Below are 18,191 nucleotides of genomic sequence, written 5' to 3' on the forward strand. Positions count from 1 at the left end.
TTATTGCAAAGTGTGTTGCTCGACAAACACTTGCGGCTCCATGCCTTCGCGGCTGACCAGGCGATTCAACTCGACCCTGGGCAATCGCACACTCAGCAGGCTGCGCCCTTCTTCGTCATGCTCTTCACTCTGCACCGCACCCAAGTCAAAGAATTGCGCGCGCAAGCGGGCAAAACGCTGCTCCAGGCACAGGGTACCGACAAAAAGATCATCCCCCAGCAACTCGGCAATGGCCTGACCGACCAGCTCCAGGCCACGGCCATCTCGAGCCGATACCCAGACCCGCTCCGGCTTGCCGTCGGCATTGCGCTGGATCTGCGGCTCGACATCTTCAAGCAAGTCGAGTTTGTTATAGACCTCGAGTATCGGCAAGCCTTCGGCACCGATCTCGCCCAATACTGCCAGCACCTGCTCGATCTGCTCCATGCGCTCAGGCTCATGGGCGTCGATCACATGCAGCAGCAGGTCGGAGTTGCTCGACTCTTCGAGCGTAGCCCGAAATGCCTCGACCAGCTTGTGCGGAAGGTGACGAATGAAGCCAACGGTGTCAGCCAGCACGATCGGCCCAAGGTCGTCGAGCTGGAGCCGGCGCAGGGTCGGGTCGAGGGTGGCGAACAATTGGTCGGCGGCGTACACATCGGATTCAGTCAGGGCGTTGAACAGCGTGGACTTGCCAGCGTTGGTGTAGCCCACCAGCGATACCGACGGAATATCCGCGCGCCGACGCCCCCGGCGAGCCTGCTCACGCTGGCTGCGAACCTTTTCCAGGCGTGACTTGATCTGGCGCAGGCGCACCCGCAACAGACGCCGGTCGGTTTCTAACTGGGTTTCACCCGGGCCGCGCATACCGATACCACCCTTCTGACGCTCAAGGTGGGTCCAGCCGCGTACCAGCCGCGTGCTCATGTGCTCGAGCTGGGCCAGTTCGACCTGCAGCTTGCCTTCATGGGTACGCGCCCGTTGGGCGAAGATGTCGAGAATCAGCCCGGTACGGTCAAGCACGCGACACTCGAAGACTCGTTCGAGGTTGCGCTCCTGACTGGGCGTGAGGGTGTGATTGAAAATCACCAGGTCAACCTGTTCGGCTTTGACCAGGTCGCGCAATTCCTCGACCTTGCCACTGCCAATCAGGTATTTGGCGGTAGGCTGATGCCTTGCCACTGTGACCAGCGAGACGATGTCGGCTCCGGCCGACAATGCCAGTTCCTGAAACTCCTGCGGGTCTTCGCGCGCCTCAGGGTTCTGACCTTCCAAGTGAACGAGCAGCGCCCGCTCACCACCACCGTGGCGCTCAAAGAACAATGCAGGCTCCTATCAGGCGTTGCCTGGTTCGCTGTCGCCGTGTTCGGAATCGGACGGGCTTGGCAGGCGAACCGGACGGGCTGGAACCACGGTCGAAATCGCGTGCTTGTAGACCATCTGGCTGACAGTGTTCTTCAGCAGCACCACGAACTGGTCGAACGATTCGATCGAGCCCTGCAGCTTGATCCCGTTGACCAGATAGATCGAAACCGGGACCTTTTCTTTTCTCAAGGTGTTCAAGTAAGGGTCTTGTAGCGAATGCCCTTTTGACATATGCCGCACTCCTGTAAGGATAAATAGTAGAAAATCAAAAAAATCGATAAGTTAGGCCGCCCCTTCGGAAGAATAGACGGCAATCAGCAGGGACTCAGCTCAATATGGAGATGGCCCCAAGGTATTTCAAGGTGCGGGACAGATTGTCGCAGGCCAGGCTGTCGAGCCAGTGCACGTCGGACCAACCGCGCAACCAGGTGAACTGCCGTTTGGCCAGCTGGCGAGTAGCAATGATACCGCGTTCTCGCATCTCATTCTCAGTCAGCTTGCCGTCGAGGTAGTCCCAGACCTGCCGATATCCCACTGCCCGTATAGACGGCAGCCCGGCGTGCAAGTCACTTCTGGCTCGCAGCGATCGGACCTCGTCGACGAAGCCCTGTTCCAGCATCTGCGAAAATCGTAACGCAATTCGCTGATGCAGAATGTGACGATCTGTAGGAGCAATCGCCAAACTCGCGACAGTATAGGGCAAATGCCCGCCAGCGCCTGCGTCTGCGCCGCTACTTTCCGCGAATTGACGCTGGCGATGGGCTGTCATGCTCTCGCCGCTCACCTGAAAGACCTCCAAAGCACGGATCAGGCGCTGTGGGTCGTTAGGGTGGATGCGTGCGGCAGACTCCGGGTCCACTTCGGCAAGCTGGCGGTGCAACTCGGTCAAGCCCAGCGCCTGCGCCTGGGCCTCGAGCGCGGCACGCACCGCAGCGTCGGCCGGCGGCATGTCCGCCAGACCATCGATCAATGCCTTGTAGTAGAGCATGGTGCCACCGACCAGCAGCGGGACTTTGCCGCGCGCGGTGATTTCGGCCATGGCCTGAAGGGCATCGGTGCGAAACTGCGCAGCCGAGTAGCTCTCGGCAGGGTCGCGAATATCGATAAGACGATGTGGGTGGGCAGCCAATACCTCCCTGGAGGGCTTGGCGCTGCCGATGTCCATGCCGCGGTAGACAAGGGCCGAGTCGACGCTGATCAGCTCGCACGGCAGGACCTTGGTCAGCTCGATGGCAAGGTCGGTCTTGCCGGCCGCCGTCGGGCCCATGAGGAATATCGCTGGGGGCTTGCCGCTCATGTCATCGACCGCGCAGGAAAAGTTTGTCCAGGTCGTCCAGGCCCATCTGGGTCCAGGTCGGTCGGCCATGGTTGCACTGGCCGCTACGCTCGGTGTTTTCCATGTCACGCAGCAGGGCGTTCATTTCAGGAATTGCCAAGCGCCGGTTGGCACGCACGGCGCCGTGGCAGGCCATGGTACCGAGGAGTTCGTTGAGGTGCGCCTGAATGCGATCGCTGGTGCCGTACTCCATAAGGTCGGCAAGCACATCCTGGACCAGGCGGTTGGCCTCGGCCTGCTTGAGCAGGGCAGGAATCTGGCGGATCGCCAGCGTCTCGGGGCCCAGGCGCTGCAACTCAAAGCCCAGGCGCTGGAACCACTGGGCATGCTCCTCGGCGCAGTCGGCCTCGCGCTGGCTCAGCGCCAGTGACTCGGGCACCAGCAGCGGCTGGCCACTCAGGCCCTCGCTGGCCATCGCCACCTTGAGCCGTTCATACATGATCCGCTCGTGGGCTGCGTGCATGTCGACCAGCACCAGGCCGGCAGCATTCTCGGCGAGAATGTAGATGCCTTTGAGCTGGGCCAGGGCGTACCCCAAGGGCGGGATGTCGCCCTGACTCTGCGGCAACGTCGCAGGCCCGGCAGCGTCATCGTTCAGCGGCTTGTAGAACTCGCGGTAGACCGCCTGGGCCTCCGCAGCGGGCAACGGCTGTGATGGGCGGGGGGTGTACTGGTACTGGTAACCTGCGCCACTGCCGCCGTTGGAAATCGAATGCTGGGGCACCTGGGGCTGTTCGAGCACCGGCGAGGCCAGGCGCATCTCGCCTTGCGGGCCGAATTCGCCCGCCTGTTGCCCCGTCGGGCGCGTGATCTCGGCAGCGGCAGCAGGCGCCGACGCCAGATGGTCTTCCGGACGCACGTCGGCCAGGGCACGGTGCAGCGTGCCATAGAGAAAATCGTGAACCGAACGCCCCTCACGGAAACGCACTTCGTGCTTGGTCGGATGCACGTTGACGTCGACGCCGTTGGGCTCAAGCTCAAGGAACAGTACGAACGTCGGGTGCCGGCCATTGAAAAGCACGTCGCGGTAGGCCTGGCGCACCGCATGGGCTACCAGCTTGTCGCGCACCGCACGGCCGTTGACGAAGAAGTACTGAAGGTCTGCCTGGCTGCGCGAGAAGGTCGGCAGGCCGACCCAGCCCCACAGGCGCAGGCCGTTACGCTCGACATCGATCGGCAGCGCCTGCTCCATGAAGCCCCCGCCACAAATGGCGCCAACACGCCGCGCACGGGCCGTTTCGTCATGCGCTTCGTGCAGGCTGAGGATGCTCTTGCCGTTGTGCCGCAGGTGGAAGGCCACATCGAAGCGGGCCAGGGCCAGGCGCCGGATGACTTCCTGCAGGTGATCGAATTCGGTCTTCTCGGCCTTGAGAAACTTGCGACGGGCCGGGGTATTGAAGAACAGGTCACGTACTTCCACCGAGGTGCCGACAGGATGCGCAGCAGGCTGCACACGCGGGGTCATGTCGCGACCTTCGGTCTCGACCTGCCAGGCTTCGCTAGCACTGGCGGTACGCGACGTCAGGGTCAGGCGCGCCACCGAGCTGATGGAGGCCAGGGCCTCGCCACGAAAGCCCAGGCTCAGGACGCCTTCGAGGTCTTCCAGTTCGCGGATCTTGCTGGTCGCGTGTCGGGCCAGGGCCAATGGCAGGTCGTCGGCGGAAATACCGCTGCCGTCGTCACGCACCCGCAACAACTTGACGCCGCCCTGCTCCACTTCGACATCGATGCGCCGGGCGCCGGAATCGAGACTGTTCTCCAGCAACTCCTTGGCCACCGAAGCCGGGCGTTCGACCACCTCACCGGCGGCAATCTGGTTGGTCAGCCGCGGACTGAGCAGCTGGATGCGCGAACCACCACTCATTGCTGCGAGGCCAGGGTCGTTGAGGGAATATTGAGGTGCTGGCCGACCTTCAGCTCATCGCTCTTGAGGCTGTTGGTGCTGCGCAGGCTAGCCACGCTGACCTGATAGCGCACGGCAAGCATCGCCAGGGTCTCGCCCGGGCGTACCGTGTGTTCACGTGGCCCTTGGGCGATCTTGCCGCTATCGCGCATCCAGGCGATGTAAGTACCAGGCGGCGGGTTCTGCTGGAAGTATTGGCGCACACCGGTATGGATCGAGCGGGCCAGTGCCTGCTGATGGCTGCGCGTTGCCAGTTTGGCGGCTTCGTTGTTGTTGGAGATGAACCCCGTTTCGACCAGGATCGACGGGATGTCAGGCGACTTCAGTACCATGAAACCAGCTTGCTCCACGCGCTGCTTGTGCAGCGAAGTGATGCGCCCCATGTTGCCCAGCACTTTTTGCCCGACGTTGAGGCTGGAACTGAGCGTTGCGGTCATCGACAAGTCGAGCAACACGCCTGCGAGCATGCGGTCTTTGTCGTCGAGGCTGACGTTACCAGCACCACCGATCAGGTCGGAGCGGTTTTCCGCGTCGGCCAGCCAGCGGGCGGTCTCGGAAGTGGCGCCACGGTCGGACAGGGCGAACACCGAGGCGCCAAAGGCGGCCCGCGACGGTGCAGCGTCAGCGTGGATCGAGATGAACAGGTCAGCACCTTTCTTGCGGGCAATCTCGGTACGTTTGCGCAGCGGAATGAAGTAGTCACCGGTGCGGGTCAGTTCGGCACGGTAGCCCTTCTCGGTATTGATCTGACGCTGCAGCTCCTTGGCGATTTGCAGCACGATGTCTTTCTCATGCTGGCCACGCGACCCCGACGCACCCGGATCCTCACCGCCATGACCGGCGTCGATGGCGACCACGATGTCGCGCTTGCCGCTGGGTACAGGTGGCAGTTTGATCGCCGGCTGGGCCGGGCTTACCGGCACCGCTGGGGTGGTCGCCGGGGTTTGCACAGGCGTTGGCGGTGCAGCAGGCGCCGTGGCGGCGATGGCATCGGCTTCCTGGTCATACAGGTCGACCACCAGACGGTTGCCGTACTGGGCGTTGGGTGCCAGGGTGAAGCTTTTGGGCGTGACCGACTTTTTCAGGTCGACCACCACGCGCAGATCGGTAGGCGTACGTTGGGCGGAGCGCACGCTGCTGATCGGCGTGTTCGAGGTGGAAACGTTCAGCGGCGCGCCCAGCGTCGCGCCATTGATATCGATGACCAGGCGATCGGGTGCGCTGAGGGTGAAGACGCTATGCTGCACGGGGCCAGACAGGTCGAAGACCAGCCGCGTGTTGTCCGGCGCGCGCCACAGGCGCATGCTCTTGACTTGAGTGACGGCCAGAGCGTCAACAGTCACCGCTGTCAGCAGCAGACCAACGACAGCGACCAGTGCGCGTATGCGCATACCTACCCCACTTACTGTTTATAGTGTTTGGCCAGCGCAGTGCACCAGGCCTCGCCGCGAGCCCCCTGCGGCGAAAGGATCAGCGAGCGTCCGCCCGCTTGGGGGCTTATGGTAATGGTCAGGTCAGGCTTTGGCAAAACGCCCGCACCCTTTTCTGGCCACTCGAACAGGCACAGCGGGTCACCCTCGAAGTAGTCGCGAATGCCCATGAATTCCAGTTCCTCCGGATCGACCAGGCGATACAGGTCGAAATGGAAGGCGCGTACGTCACCGATCTCGTAGGGTTCAACCACGGTGAAGGTCGGGCTTTTCACTGCACCAGTATGGCCCAAGCCACGAATAAGGCCACGGGACAGCGTAGTCTTGCCCGCACCCAGGTCGCCCTCAAGAAAGATGATGCCGCGACCGCCGGTCACCTCGGCCAGTGATGCACCGAATTTGACCGTGGCCTCTTCATCGGCCAGAAACAGGGTTATGCCAGACACGCAGAATGCTCCTCCAACAACTCACGAATGACCGGCGCCAGATCACTGGCTGCCAGGCCTCTACCTTTCACACCCAACCGCTCGCCGGCACACGCGTGCAACCACACCCCAAGACCTGCGGCGCGCCAGGCATCCAGCCCTTGGGCCAATAATGCGGCCAGCACACCCGTCAGCACGTCACCCAAGCCCGCCCCCGCCATTGCCGGATGCCCGCGCTGACACAGCGCCAACTGCCCCGCCGGATCCGCGACCAGAGTACCGGCCCCCTTGAGCACACAAACACTGGCATAGCGGCGCGCCAGCTTGCGAGCGGCGCCTGGGCGATCGGCCTGCACAGCCTCGGTGGAAATGCCCAGCAAACGTGCGGCCTCCCCAGGATGCGGGGTAAGAATGCTGCCACTGGGCAATGCCAGAGGCGTGCGCGCCAGCAGGTTGAGTGCATCGGCATCCCATACCTGCGGCCGCTCGGCATTGGCAACAGCCGACAGCAGGCTGCGCCCCCAGGCGGCCTGGCCCAGCCCTGGACCGACCACCAGCACCGAAGCGCGCTCCAGTACCCCCATCAGCTGGTTGGCCGAATCGACCCCCAGGCACATGGTTTCGGGCAAGCGGGCAAGGCTTGCGGCCACGTGATCGGGGCGAGTCGCCATGCTGACCAGCCCAGCGCCGCAACGCAGCGCGGCTTCGGCGCTCAGCAGCACTGCGCCACCGGTACCGAGGTCGCCACCCACCACCAGCACGTGGCCGAAGTCACCTTTGTGGGCGTGCGGACGCCTGGCGGGCAGGCGCGTGACGGTCACGCTGCTTAGCAGTAGCGGGGCATGGCTTTGGTGTTTGGTCTGCGGCATGGGGTCAAAGGCTCCAATGTCTGGCAGAATTATACGCACCTGAGCCTGTATTGCCTTGCCCATCCATGTCCGCTTGCACACTTGACCTCGCCGCCCTGGCCCAATCGATCAAAAATTGGGGCCGTGAACTCGGTTTTGCCCACGTCGGCATCGCCGGTGTGGACCTTGGCGAGCACGAACAGCACCTGCAGCGCTGGCTCGACGCCGGCTACCAGGGCGAGATGGAATACCTGGCCGCCCACGATGGCAAGCGCGCCCACCCCGACCAGTTGATCCCAGGCACCGTACGAGTGATTTCGCTGCGCATGGACTACCTGCCCGGCGACACGCAGATGGCGCAGCGCCTGGCCCAGCCTGAAAAAGCTTACGTATCACGCTACGCCCTAGGCCGCGATTACCACAAGCTGGTGCGCAAACGCGTGCAGCACCTGGCCGATCGCATCCAGGAAGACATCGGTCCGTTCGGCTACCGGGCGTTCGTAGACAGCGCCCCGGTACTGGAAAAGGCCATCGCCGAACAGGCAGGCCTGGGATGGATCGGCAAGAACACCCTGCTACTCAATCGCAAGGCTGGGAGCTACTTTTTCCTGGCCGAGCTGTTTGTCGACTTGCCGCTGCCGGTGGACGAGGCGCATACCAGCGAGCATTGCGGACGCTGCCAGGCGTGCCTGGACATCTGCCCGACCAAGGCCTTTGTCGGGCCCTATGTGCTGGATGCCAGGCGCTGCATTTCTTACCTGACCATCGAGTTGAAGGGCGCCATCCCCGTGGAGTTGCGCTCGATGATGGGCAATCGGGTGTTCGGTTGCGATGACTGCCAGATCGTCTGCCCGTGGAATCGTTTTGCACGTCCAACCCAGGAAAACGACTTCCAGCCCAGGCATGGCCTGGAGAATGCCGAGCTGGCCGAGATGTTCCTGTGGGATGAAAAGACTTTTCTACGCAAGACCGAGGGTGGGCCTTTGCGGCGCGCCGGGTATGAGCGCTGGCTACGCAACCTGGCGGTGGGCCTGGGCAATGCACCGTCGACGATTCCGGTGCTGGAAGCCTTGAAGGCGCGCCGGGAAGACCCGTCGGAGCTGGTGCGTGAGCATGTGGAGTGGGCGCTGGCGCGGCATGGCATTCCATAGCAGGGGCCGCCAAGCAGCCCCTGAGGTTTCACTGCTGGTCGTTGTAGTGAAACTTCGGCATTTCCCAATGGAAGCGGATCGCCAATAGCCGCACCAGGAACCCACCAAACAAGGTCAGCAGCATGGCCTGCTCTGCCGGCACCTTGAAATACACACAGCCCAGGTAAAACCACGCCGCGGCAAAAGACACGCTGGCATACAGTTCACGCCGGAACACCAGCGGGATGTCGTTACAGAAAATATCCCGAAGGATCCCGCCGAATACCCCTGTAATGACACCGCTGATCGACGCCACCAACATGCCCTGCCCCATCTCAAGCGCAGTCATGCAGCCAATCAGGGTGAAGGCCACCAGCCCCAAGGCATCCAGCACCAGAAACAGTGACCGCAGGCGGCGCATCATCGGTGCGATGAAAATCGTCAGCAGCGCGGCAAAGCTGGTGAGCACCAGGTATTCCGGATGCTTCACCCAGGTCAGTGGGTAATGCCCGAGCAGAACATCACGCACAGAGCCACCACCCAGGGCAGTCACACAGGCGATCAGTACCACGCCAAACCAGTCCATGCCCCGGCGCCCGGCAGACAGGGCGCCGGTCATGGCTTCGGCGGTGATGGCGATAAGGTAGAGCATCAACAACATGGCGCAGGTCCGTGCGGGAAAGGCGCGCAGTCTAACCAGTTGCCCAAGGCACCAAAAGAGGGCGCACGCACATTCTATGCGCCCTTGTTCGACTCACACCTTGATGAAGTGCGTACGGTAGTGGCGCAGTTCGGCGATAGACTCGCGGATATCGTCCAGCGCCAAGTGGGTGCTGCCCTTCTTGAAGCTGTCCCGCACGTCCGGTGCCCAGCGCGCAGCAAGCTCCTTCACGGTGGAGACATCAAGGTTGCGGTAGTGGAAGTAGTTTTCCAGGCTGCGCATATGGCGATAGAGGAAGCGGCGGTCCTGGCAGATGCTGTTGCCACAGATTGGCGACTTGCCTTTGGGAACCCATTGTTCCAGGAAGGCGATGGTCTGCGCTTCGGCCTCGGCCATGCTGACCTTGCTTTCGCGTACACGCTGGGTCAGCCCCGAGCCACCATGGGTGCGGGTATTCCACTCATCCATGCGCGCCAGCACTTCGTCACTGTGGTGGATGGCTATCACCGGCCCTTCGGCCAGCGTGTTCAGCTCGCTGTCGGTGACGATGGTGGCCATCTCGATGATGACGTCGCTGTCCGGATCCAGGCCGGTCATTTCCAGATCGATCCAGATCAGGTTCTGTGGGTTCTGCATGAAGGGCTCCTCGTATAGGCCGTCATATTAGCCTAGCGGCATAGCCCCGCGCATTCCCGGCGCAAAGGTAACCAGAATGGTCCGCCACCCGTCGTGCTAAACTGCCTGCCGCTTTCAATGCCCCACTACGGCTCTCTCACGCAACTCGCACGGAACAATAATGGCCAAACGCCAACTCAATCGCCGCCAAAACTGGCGTATCGAAAAGATCCAGAACGAACGCGCCGCTCGCGCCGCCAAACGCGAGCAGCATGCGCTGCAGGAGCTGGAAGGTGGCGACCTGGGGCCGGAGCAACTGGGTCTGGTGATCGCTCACTTCGGTGTGCAGGTCGAGGTGGAGGCCCAGGACGGCGAGTTTGCAGGCCAGGTATTCCGCTGCCACCTGCGCGCTAACCTGCCGGCGCTGGTCACCGGTGACCGCGTGGTCTGGCGTGCCGGCAACCAGGGCATTGGCGTAATCGTCGCGCAGATGCCGCGCAGCACCGAGCTGTGCCGGCCCAACAATCACGGTCAGCTCAAGCCGGTTGCCGCCAACGTCGACCTCATCGTGATCGTCTTCGCACCAGCGCCCGAGCCGCACCCGAATCTGATCGACCGTTACCTGGTCGCTGCCGAGCACGCGGGCATCCGCCCACTGCTGCTACTGAACAAAGCCGACCTGATCAACGACGAGAACGGCCCGGCCCTGCATGCCTTGCTCGAGGTATACCGCGACCTAGGCTACCCGTTGCTGGAGGTCTCCGCCCACCATGGTGACGGCATGCAGCGCCTGCAGCAGATGCTGGACGGCCATATCAGCGTGTTCGTCGGGCAGTCGGGTGTGGGCAAGTCATCTCTGGTCAACAGCCTGCTGCCTGCTGCCGACACCCGGGTCGGTGACCTGTCCGAATGGTCGGGCCAAGGCACCCACACCACCACCACCGCGCGCCTTTACCACTTCCCCAATGGCGGCGACCTGATCGACTCGCCAGGCATCCGAGAGTTCGGCCTTGGCCATGTCAGTCGTGATGATGTGGAGGATGGCTTCATCGAGTTCCGCGACCTGTTCGGCACCTGCCGCTTTCGCGATTGCAAGCATGATCGCGAGCCAGGCTGTGCGCTGCTCGAGGCACTGGAAGACGGCCGTATAAAGCAGCAGCGCATGAACAGCTACCGCTCGATCATTGCCAGCCTGCCGGAAGACAGCTACTGATTAGTAGGAAATATTACCAGGGCGCGTAGGACTCTTCCGGTTTTGCCGTCATCTATTGCCCCGCCTGCAGCTTTCCCTGATGGTCATGACTTCCTATCAGGGAGGGCAACCGCGATGCCGGTTTTAATCACTTACCGCCACGAAGAGCGGCTTGACGCCTTTATCCTCAATGAACGCCTGCTGCTCGAAAGCATTCCTGCGCAGTTGGTCCTGTTCGACTGTCAAGGGCAGACCCGCGAAGATCTGTATGGCAGCTTCTGCCGAAACATGAGCGATGCAACCCACTGGATTGGCCTTCTGTCCGAATGGGCCGCCGCCGACTGGTGGACACCCTGGCTGCTGGGGGCTGCAGTCATGAGCAGCCGACGTGTAAGCTTTTATCAAAGAAACGGCGGCACTCTACCTGAGTGTTTTGGCAGATGGCCGGTAATGCGTGAGCGCAGGCACATCGACCTGTTTGTGCGGGCCTATCACGATGAGTGCACATTCACCCGTGCCATGACGCTGCCGCCGGGTCGCGGAAGCTGTGCCGACAGGGACAATGCTGACTTCTTTCATGCGGATCTGAAGGCCAAGATCCGGCGAGGGTTCTGATGCATAGGGGCCGCTGGGCGCCCCCTGCGTCACTGGTCGTTGGGCTCGTCCATCCTCAAGGTGCCTTCCTCGAAGATGTTCAGCTTCTGGCGCAGTTCACGCGGCTGCATCGGTGCATCCTGCGCAGCAGGTGCCGCCGAAGCATCAGGCGCCGCGCTGGCAGGCGGCGCTGGCTGGCTTGGCTGTGCAGGCGACGTACCCTGCTCACCCTCAATGTTGCGCTGGGCCTTCTTGGTCAGGACGATGATGTCGATACGGCGGTTTACCGGGTTGAACGGGTCTTTGCGATCGAACAGCGAAGACGAGGCATAACCCACCACCCGCGCGACCTGGTCATCCGGATAGCCACCGGCAACCAGCGCACGCCGTGCGGCATTGGCGCGATTGGCCGACAGCTCCCAGTTGCCGAACTCGCTGCTGCCCGAATAAGGCTTGGCATCGGTGTGGCCACTGACACTGATCTTGTTCGGCACCGCCTTGATGGTGTCGGCCATAGCCAGCAGAATGTCCTCGAAATACGGCTGCAGGCGGGCGCTACCGATGTCGAACATCGGCCGGTTCTCGGCATCCATGATCTGGATGCGCAAGCCGTCCTGAGTGATCTCGAAGAGAATCTGGTCCTTGAACTTCTGCAGCTGCGGGTTTTCCTCGACCTTGTTCTGCAGCTCCTGCAACAGCAGTTCGAGGCGTTCTCGCTCAACCTGTTCAGCCATGGTCTCGACCTGGTCCTTGTCCAACTGGATGCTGGTATCGGGCGTAGGCTCGGACTTCTCTTCCGGGTTGATGGTCTTTTCCGGCGCAAGCTGGGGCGAGCCGCCAAGGTCGATCACATAAGGCGTACCGCTCTCGGAGAAACCGATCGGGTCCTTGAAGTAGCCGGCAATGGCGATCTTCTGCTCGGGCGTGGCGGTGGACAGCAGCCACAACACCAGGAAGAACGCCATCATCGCCGTGGCGAAGTCAGCGAAAGCGATCTTCCAGGCGCCGCCATGGTGGCCACCACCGTAGCGCTTGACGCGCTTGATGATTATCGGCTGATTGTTTTCCATGACTCAGCGACCGCGAACTGCTTGTTCCAGCTCGGCAAAGCTCGGGCGATGCTTCGGATAAAGCACCTTGCGTCCGAATTCAACGGCCAGCGAAGGTGGCATGCCAGAGGCGGAAGCGACCAGCGAAGCCTTGATCGACTCATAAAGGTTGAGCTCTTCCTTGGCATCGTGCTCCAGGCACTTGGCCAGCGGGCCGAAGAAACCATAGGCTGCAAGGATACCGAAGAAGGTACCGACCAGAGCTGCGCCGACGTGCAGGCCGATCGAAGCCTGGTCGCCTTCACCCAGCGACGCCATGGTCACCACGATGCCCAGTACCGCAGCGACGATACCGAAACCGGGCATGCCGTCGGCAATGCCGTTGACCGCGTGCGACGGGTGCTCGAGCTCTTCCTTCATGCTGAGCAGCTCCATGTCGAACAAGCCTTCGAGCTCGTGGGGTGCCATGTTGCCGGTGGACATGATGCGCAGGTAGTCGCAGATGAAGGCAGTCATGCGTTCATCACCCAGCACCGCTGGGTATTTGGCAAAGATCGGGCTGGCTGCGGCGTCTTCGATATCGCTCTCGATCGCCATCATGCCTTCGCGACGACTCTTGTTGAGGATTTCGTACACCAGGCCCAGCACTTCCAGGTAGAAAGTATGGGTAAAGCGCGTGCCGAACATTTTCAGCGACTTCTTGATTACATGCATGGTCATGTAACCGGGGTTGGCCTGCATGAAGGCGCCAAAGGCTGCACCGCCGATGATCAGCACTTCGAACGGCTGGATCAGTGCCGCGATCTTGCCGTGGGAGAGCACATATCCGCCGAGCACGCTCGCGAATACGACGATGATGCCGATAATTTTAGCCATAGGTTCAAAGCACTTGCTGTCGTGGTCAGGATGAGGGACGGGAGCTTTAAAACTCTTCTTCTACTTATCGGCAGAACTGCGCCAGACTATAGCCACTCAAAGCGAAAAGCCAGTTCGGACTGATGTCAAAATGCCAATGGAATCCAAGGTGCCCACTCAGAATCCGCGTACGCTAGAGGCCTGGGTAAAGCTGCTTGACGGTATTCGTGTACCGGTGCCGAAGCAGAGTTACGACCGGGTCATGAGCGCTATCAACGATAGCCGCCGTTCGCTTCGCGATATCGCCGAACTGATGCAGGACAGCCCGGCCCTGGTGCTGTCGGTGATGCGCGAGGCCAATCATCCCGCCAACGCCAGCCAGGCAGAGCCCGCCGAAAGCCTGGAAATCGCCCTCAACAGGCTGGGCCTGGCGCGCAGCAGGGAGTTGCTTACCCGCCTGCCAGCGCTGCCGGACGACGACATACCGCCGGTACTGCGGCAGTTCCTGCTGATCAGCCAGCATGCTTCGCAGCAAGCCAGCGGCCTGTTCGCCAGCCGCCTTGCGCGCCTGTGGCAGGAAATTCACTGGGGTAGCCTGCTGTTCCTTTCGCCACTATGGCCGATGGCCCTGGCCTACCCCAAGCTGCTGGATGCGTGGGAACTGCGGGTTATCCACAAGGGCGAAGAGGCGCAAGAGGTCGAGCTCGAGCTGTTTGGCGTGCGCATCCTGGCACTGTGCCAAGCCATGGCTGAACACTGGCGCCTGTCGCAATGGGTAACCCAGGGTTACCGCATGCTGCTCGAAGAGCGTGAGCAGCTGGGGCAGATACTGAGCATCGCACGCGACGAGGACCTGCTCAGCCAACAGCACCGCCTGGACGAGGCGCCGGCACTGAGCCGCTGGTTCAACCAGCCGGCCAATACCGTGCTGCTGGCCAACAACCTGGCCCTTGCGGCACAGGTTGGCTGGGACAACCCGCACCTGCTGCGCTGGCAACTGCTCACCGCACTGTACCTGCAAACCTCACTGGAGGACGTGCAACAGCAAGTTCACCAGCAGGCCGCCGCCAGTGCCCGCCGGCACGCCAAGCATGCCTTGTTCCACCCTGCCGAGGCCTTGATCTGGCCTTGGGAACAGCGTCGCCCGCACCCGGACATGCTGACGCCACCACCGCCTTCCAGCGAGGCGCTCGGCCATTGGCGCAAGCTGTGCCAGGAGCTGCTGGCACAGCCCAGCCCGTTCACCAATGCCGTGCATCTGGCTACCCAGGCCCGCGAAGCACTGTTGGCCTGCGGCATGCAGCGCATCATGCTGCTGACCCTGGACAGGGCCAGTGATTACCTGCGCGTACAACAGACTGCCGGCTTGCCCAAGGAGGCTGCAGCAATCGCCTTGCCCGTAACGCAGAGCAAGCTGTTGCAGAAACTGGTCGGGCAGGCTGCACAGTTGCGCCTGTCGCCAGACAACCATGCCCAGTTCGCGGCACTGCTGCCACCCCCATTGCGCGCGTTCTTCCGTAGCGAACACCTGTTGCTGCGCTCGCTGGCAGTCAACAACCAGGTACTGATGCTGGCGGTGGCCGACCAAGGCGGCAAACCGCTGGCCGATGTCAGTGTCCAGGCGTTCGGCAAAACCGCGCAATGTATCGAGCGCGCCCTTGCGGTGTTTGCCAACCGCAATGCCTGACCCTTGCGCTACAATCGCCCCTCTTTCCACACTGGAGACCGTGGATGACTGATTTTGCCGGACTACCGCTGGTGATCGAGCCTGCGGACCTGCTTGCGCGCCTGGCTTCCCCCCAGCTGATCCTGGTCGACCTGAGCAGCGCCAACCGCTATGTCAGCGGTCATATCCCGGGCGCCCGCTTTGTCGAAGGCAAGCGCACCCAACTGGGCCTGCCGCCCGCGCCGGGGCTTTTGCCGGCTATTGGCGACCTGGAAAAACTGTTCGGCGAACTCGGCCACCGGGATGATGCGGTCTACGTGGTGTACGACGATGAGGGTGGCGGCTGGGCCGGGCGCTTCATCTGGCTGCTCGACGTCATCGGCCACAAGGCCTGCCATTACCTCAATGGCGGCATCCAGGCCTGGCCGGCGGACAAGCTCTCGACGGAGGCACCCGCGCCCGCCACCGCACCGGTACGCCTGCAATTGCACAGCGAACCGACGGCCACTCGCGAATACCTGCAAAGCCGCCTGGGCGCCGATGACCTGGTGATCTGGGATGCCCGCGCCCCGCAAGAATTCTCCGGTGAAAAGGTCCTGGCAGCCAAAGGTGGCCATATACCCGGCGCGATCAACTTCGAGTGGACGGCGGGCATGGACCTCAACGACCACCTGCGCATCCGCCAGGACATCGCCCAAGTCCTCCAGCAACTGGGCATCACCCCCGACAAGGAGGTGATCACCCATTGCCAGTCCCACCGCCGCTCCGGTTTTACTTACCTGGTGGCCAAAGCCCTAGGCTACCCACGCGTCAAGGCCTATGCCGGCTCGTGGAGCGAATGGGGCAACCATCCGGACACGCCTGTAGAAGTTTAAGGAACCTGCATGAAATCCCGTCTGTTCATCATCAGCCAGTACCTGCTGCCGCACCATCTGCTGTCGCGGCTCGCCGGCTGCGTCGCCGAGTGCCGCGCACGCTGGTTCAAGAATGCCTTCACCGCCTGGTTCGCCAAGCGCTACCAGGTGAACATGAACGAGGCACTGGTCGAAGACCTCACCGCCTACGAACACTTCAATGCATTCTTCACCCGTGCCCTCAAGCCAGATGCACGCCCGCTCGACGAAACCCCGGGGGCAATCCTCTGTCCGGCTGATGGCGCTGTAAGCCAGCTGGGGCCGATCGAGCACGGCCGCATCTTCCAGGCAAAGGGCCACAGTTTCAGCGCTCTGGAGCTGCTCGGCGGCGACCCGGCGCTGGCCGCCCCGTTCATGGGCGGTGAGTTCGCTACCATCTACCTGTCGCCAAAGGACTACCATCGCGTGCACATGCCGCTGGCCGGTACCTTGCGCGAAATGGTCTATGTGCCGGGTCGCCTGTTCTCGGTCAACCAGACCACCGCAGAAAACGTCCCCGAGCTGTTTGCCCGCAACGAGCGTGTAGTGTGTCTGTTCGACACCGAGCGCGGGCCAATGGCCGTCGTGCTGGTGGGGGCGATGATCGTTGCCTCGATCGAGACCGTATGGGCCGGCCTGGTTACCCCGCCCAAACGCGAACTCAAGACCTTCCGCTATGACGAAGGCAGCCGTGCGCCGATCCATCTGGAGAAGGGTGCGGAACTGGGCCGCTTCAAGCTGGGCTCCACAGCTATCGTGCTGTTTGGGCCGGAGCAGGTGAAGTGGGCTGAAACCCTGGGTGCCGGTTCGGCAACGCGCATGGGTGAGCTGTTGGCAGTTCCCGTGCAGGCTTGATTCTGGAAAAATGAAAAAGGCCCTGCATGATTGAAGTCATGCAGGGCCTTTTTGTCAGCGAGGCTTGAGTCAGCCCCGCGCGTCGCGGTCGCGCAGCCCCAGCAGATAGAGCACGCCGTCCAGCCCCAGGGTCGAAATGGCCTGCTTGGCCGACTGACGCACAAGTGGCTTGGCGCGGAAGGCGACGCCCAGGCCGGCCAGCGACAGCATCGGCAGGTCGTTGGCACCGTCACCTACGGCAATGGTCTGCTCCAGTTGCAGGCCCTCTTCGCTCGCCAACTGCTGCAGCAGCTCTGCCTTGCGCTGGGCATCGACGATGGGCTCGACTGCCACGCCGGTCACCTTGCCATCAACCACTTCCAGCTCGTTGGCGAACACATAATCGATGCCCAGGCGCGCCTGCACCTGCTTGGCAAAATAGGTGAAGCCACCCGAGAGGATCGCGGTTTTGTAGCCCATACGCTTGAGCTCGGCGAACAGGTTCTCGGCACCTTCGGTGAGGCGCAGTGAAGCACCGATCTGGTCCAGCACACCAACATCCAGGCCTTTAAGCAGCGCCATGCGCTCCTTGAAGCTGGCGCGAAAGTCCAGTTCGCCGCGCATTGCCCGTTCGGTTATCGCCGCCACCTGCTCACCGACACCTGCAGCCTTGGCCAGCTCGTCGATGACTTCGGCCTCGATCAGGGTCGAATCCATGTCAAACACTGCCAGGCGGCGGTTGCGACGGAACAGATCATCCTTCTGGAAGGCGATATCGATATTCAGCGCTTCGGACAATGCAAAGAAGTCGGCACGCAGTGCCTGGGCATCGCTTGGCTCGCCGCGCACGGAAATTTCCAGAGCAGCTTTGCCCTTTTCACTCTGCGCGCCCAGCGCAACACGCGCAGACAAACGCTCAATACGCTCGATGGTCAGGCCGTACTCGCTGATGACCGCGCTGACACGCTGCAGTTGCTCCGGGGTGATCTTGCGGCTGAGGACCGTAGCGATGTAGCGGGCCTCGCCCTGGCCATCGGCCCAGTGCTGGTAGTCAGACTCGGAAATCGGCGTGTAGCGGGCCTGCAGGTTCAGCTCATGGGCTTTGGACTGCACGCTCTGCAACAGGCTGGTGGCCACTTCGTTGTCCGGAATATCGACCAGAATGCCGAACGACAGGGTGCCGTGCATGACAGCCAGGCCGATGTCGAGAATGTTCACACCGCCCTGGAGCAGGACGCCGGTGATGGCGGCAGTGAGACCCGGACGGTCCTCACCGGTGATGTTGATCAGAACGATTTCGCGCACAACCTGGCTCCGACTTCGATGAAAAATGCGCATTCTACCGATTTTCCGTGACCATCGGGCGCCAACGATACTTTGCCGACAAAACTCGGGTCGCTATACTGCGCGCACTTT

General features: G+C 62.1%; 18 protein-coding genes. 6 read left to right on the forward strand and 12 right to left on the reverse strand.

What is annotated here, in order from left to right; genetic code table 11:
• The 7 genes from hflX to JET17_RS23885 form a co-directional block, all read right to left on the reverse strand.
• Window positions 1–1,302, reverse strand: a complete 1,302-nt coding sequence (gene hflX / locus JET17_RS23855) for a ribosome rescue GTPase HflX (protein WP_012316478.1) — start codon at window positions 1,300–1,302, stop codon at window positions 1–3.
• 12 nt (window positions 1,303–1,314) lie between these two features.
• Complete coding sequence (gene hfq / locus JET17_RS23860; RefSeq protein WP_003258160.1) at window positions 1,315–1,575, reverse strand: RNA chaperone Hfq; 261 nt, start codon at window positions 1,573–1,575, stop codon at window positions 1,315–1,317.
• A gap of 94 nt (window positions 1,576–1,669) precedes the next feature.
• Window positions 1,670–2,641, reverse strand: coding sequence for a tRNA (adenosine(37)-N6)-dimethylallyltransferase MiaA (miaA, locus tag JET17_RS23865; RefSeq protein WP_012316479.1), 972 nt, complete (start codon window positions 2,639–2,641; stop codon window positions 1,670–1,672).
• A gap of 1 nt (window position 2,642) precedes the next feature.
• On the reverse strand, window positions 2,643–4,544 hold the full coding sequence (gene mutL / locus JET17_RS23870; protein WP_012316480.1) for a DNA mismatch repair endonuclease MutL: 1,902 nt from the start codon (window positions 4,542–4,544) through the stop codon (window positions 2,643–2,645).
• A complete protein-coding gene (locus JET17_RS23875; RefSeq protein WP_012316481.1) occupies window positions 4,541–5,974 on the reverse strand; it encodes an N-acetylmuramoyl-L-alanine amidase in 1,434 nt (477 codons plus the stop codon). The genes mutL and JET17_RS23875 overlap by 4 nt, the downstream gene beginning before the upstream one ends.
• Window positions 5,975–5,985: 11 nt before the next feature.
• The gene (gene tsaE, locus JET17_RS23880) at window positions 5,986–6,459 is read right to left on the reverse strand and encodes a tRNA (adenosine(37)-N6)-threonylcarbamoyltransferase complex ATPase subunit type 1 TsaE (RefSeq protein WP_012316482.1); all 474 of its coding nucleotides are present in this window, start codon (window positions 6,457–6,459) and stop codon (window positions 5,986–5,988) included.
• Window positions 6,447–7,307 carry an NAD(P)H-hydrate dehydratase gene (locus JET17_RS23885; protein ID WP_012316483.1) on the reverse strand — a complete coding sequence of 287 codons (861 nt, stop codon included), beginning with the start codon at window positions 7,305–7,307 and terminating at the stop codon, window positions 6,447–6,449. The genes tsaE and JET17_RS23885 overlap by 13 nt, the downstream gene beginning before the upstream one ends.
• Window positions 7,308–7,372: 65 nt before the next feature.
• Between JET17_RS23885 and queG the strand changes: the two genes are divergently transcribed.
• Entirely contained in the window at window positions 7,373–8,437 is a 1,065-nt protein-coding gene (gene queG / locus JET17_RS23890; RefSeq protein WP_012316484.1) for a tRNA epoxyqueuosine(34) reductase QueG, read from the forward strand.
• A gap of 28 nt (window positions 8,438–8,465) precedes the next feature.
• Here the strand turns inward: queG and JET17_RS23895 are convergent, their stop codons facing one another.
• Window positions 8,466–9,077, reverse strand: a complete 612-nt coding sequence (locus JET17_RS23895) for a trimeric intracellular cation channel family protein (RefSeq protein WP_003249516.1) — start codon at window positions 9,075–9,077, stop codon at window positions 8,466–8,468.
• Between the two features lie 93 nt (window positions 9,078–9,170).
• The gene (orn, locus tag JET17_RS23900; RefSeq protein WP_012316485.1) at window positions 9,171–9,713 is read right to left on the reverse strand and encodes an oligoribonuclease; all 543 of its coding nucleotides are present in this window, start codon (window positions 9,711–9,713) and stop codon (window positions 9,171–9,173) included.
• Window positions 9,714–9,873: 160 nt separating this feature from the next.
• Between orn and rsgA the strand changes: the two genes are divergently transcribed.
• A complete protein-coding gene (gene rsgA, locus JET17_RS23905; protein WP_012316486.1) occupies window positions 9,874–10,905 on the forward strand; it encodes a small ribosomal subunit biogenesis GTPase RsgA in 1,032 nt (343 codons plus the stop codon).
• Between the two features lie 114 nt (window positions 10,906–11,019).
• Window positions 11,020–11,499, forward strand: a complete 480-nt coding sequence (locus JET17_RS23910) for a hypothetical protein (protein WP_012316487.1) — start codon at window positions 11,020–11,022, stop codon at window positions 11,497–11,499.
• 29 nt (window positions 11,500–11,528) lie between these two features.
• Here the strand turns inward: JET17_RS23910 and motB are convergent, their stop codons facing one another.
• The gene (motB, locus tag JET17_RS23915) at window positions 11,529–12,548 is read right to left on the reverse strand and encodes a flagellar motor protein MotB (RefSeq protein WP_012316488.1); all 1,020 of its coding nucleotides are present in this window, start codon (window positions 12,546–12,548) and stop codon (window positions 11,529–11,531) included.
• Window positions 12,549–12,551: 3 nt separating this feature from the next.
• Complete coding sequence (motA, locus tag JET17_RS23920; RefSeq protein ID WP_012316489.1) at window positions 12,552–13,403, reverse strand: flagellar motor stator protein MotA; 852 nt, start codon at window positions 13,401–13,403, stop codon at window positions 12,552–12,554.
• 130 nt (window positions 13,404–13,533) lie between these two features.
• Between motA and JET17_RS23925 the strand changes: the two genes are divergently transcribed.
• Genes JET17_RS23925 through asd form a run of 3 tightly spaced genes read left to right on the forward strand, consistent with a single transcriptional unit; the run spans window position 13,534 to window position 16,796 of the window.
• Window positions 13,534–15,069: an HDOD domain-containing protein gene (locus tag JET17_RS23925; RefSeq protein ID WP_012316490.1), complete on the forward strand. Its 1,536-nt coding sequence runs from the start codon at window positions 13,534–13,536 to the stop codon at window positions 15,067–15,069.
• Between the two features lie 44 nt (window positions 15,070–15,113).
• Entirely contained in the window at window positions 15,114–15,923 is an 810-nt protein-coding gene (locus tag JET17_RS23930; RefSeq protein ID WP_012316491.1) for a rhodanese-like domain-containing protein, read from the forward strand.
• Between the two features lie 9 nt (window positions 15,924–15,932).
• Entirely contained in the window at window positions 15,933–16,796 is an 864-nt protein-coding gene (gene asd, locus JET17_RS23935) for an archaetidylserine decarboxylase (protein WP_012316492.1), read from the forward strand.
• A 69-nt stretch (window positions 16,797–16,865) separates the two neighbouring features.
• Here the strand turns inward: asd and serB are convergent, their stop codons facing one another.
• Window positions 16,866–18,080, reverse strand: coding sequence for a phosphoserine phosphatase SerB (gene serB / locus JET17_RS23940; protein ID WP_012316493.1), 1,215 nt, complete (start codon window positions 18,078–18,080; stop codon window positions 16,866–16,868).
• Window positions 18,081–18,191 lie beyond the last annotated feature (111 nt).

This window comes from Pseudomonas putida (genome assembly GCF_016406145.1).
Lineage (GTDB): Bacteria > Pseudomonadota > Gammaproteobacteria > Pseudomonadales > Pseudomonadaceae > Aquipseudomonas > Aquipseudomonas putida_E.

Coding starts and splice junctions, on each gene's coding strand:
- motA (WP_012316489.1), bottom strand. CDS start 13,403: ATGGCTAAAATTATCGGCATCATCGTCGTATTCGCGAGCGTGCTCGGC.
- motB (WP_012316488.1), bottom strand. CDS start 12,548: ATGGAAAACAATCAGCCGATAATCATCAAGCGCGTCAAGCGCTACGGT.
- orn (WP_012316485.1), bottom strand. CDS start 9,713: ATGCAGAACCCACAGAACCTGATCTGGATCGATCTGGAAATGACCGGC.
- JET17_RS23925 (WP_012316490.1), top strand. CDS start 13,534: ATGCCAATGGAATCCAAGGTGCCCACTCAGAATCCGCGTACGCTAGAG.
- JET17_RS23875 (WP_012316481.1), bottom strand. CDS start 5,974: ATGCGCATACGCGCACTGGTCGCTGTCGTTGGTCTGCTGCTGACAGCG.
- hfq (WP_003258160.1), bottom strand. CDS start 1,575: ATGTCAAAAGGGCATTCGCTACAAGACCCTTACTTGAACACCTTGAGA.
- mutL (WP_012316480.1), bottom strand. CDS start 4,544: ATGAGTGGTGGTTCGCGCATCCAGCTGCTCAGTCCGCGGCTGACCAAC.
- rsgA (WP_012316486.1), top strand. CDS start 9,874: ATGGCCAAACGCCAACTCAATCGCCGCCAAAACTGGCGTATCGAAAAG.
- miaA (WP_012316479.1), bottom strand. CDS start 2,641: ATGAGCGGCAAGCCCCCAGCGATATTCCTCATGGGCCCGACGGCGGCC.
- JET17_RS23910 (WP_012316487.1), top strand. CDS start 11,020: ATGCCGGTTTTAATCACTTACCGCCACGAAGAGCGGCTTGACGCCTTT.
- JET17_RS23895 (WP_003249516.1), bottom strand. CDS start 9,077: ATGTTGTTGATGCTCTACCTTATCGCCATCACCGCCGAAGCCATGACC.
- JET17_RS23885 (WP_012316483.1), bottom strand. CDS start 7,307: ATGCCGCAGACCAAACACCAAAGCCATGCCCCGCTACTGCTAAGCAGC.
- asd (WP_012316492.1), top strand. CDS start 15,933: ATGAAATCCCGTCTGTTCATCATCAGCCAGTACCTGCTGCCGCACCAT.
- queG (WP_012316484.1), top strand. CDS start 7,373: ATGTCCGCTTGCACACTTGACCTCGCCGCCCTGGCCCAATCGATCAAA.
- JET17_RS23930 (WP_012316491.1), top strand. CDS start 15,114: ATGACTGATTTTGCCGGACTACCGCTGGTGATCGAGCCTGCGGACCTG.